The following is a 267-nucleotide window of genomic DNA, read 5'->3' on the forward strand; positions in this document are numbered from 1 at the left end:
GATGCGCGTGAGCCCGTCGCGCTCGCCCATGTGGACGGGAATCTCGCCGACGCCGAGGCCCGAGCGCAGCGCCGCGCGCATCATCAGGTTTAAGTTCGTGCGCGTGACGATGCGCCCGCCGTCGATCGGTTCGCCGGCGAGGGTCGGCTTGCGGCTGGCGTCGATGTACGGCTGGTAGACGACGAGATCGTGACCCGCGAACGCGCGGCCGCGCTCGGGCTCGCCGTGCCGGTGCAGATAGTCGGGCGACGCGAACAGGCCCATGTC

General features: G+C 70.8%; 1 protein-coding gene. It reads right to left on the bottom strand.

The window, feature by feature from the left end; all coding sequences use genetic code 11:
• The coding region (locus tag AC1RPY_RS07940) for a type 2 periplasmic-binding domain-containing protein (protein WP_481763142.1) at positions 1-267 on the bottom strand (267 nt) is incomplete at both ends.

The sequence above is a fragment of the Dellaglioa sp. CoH-56-MRSF-12 genome, assembly GCF_056782075.1.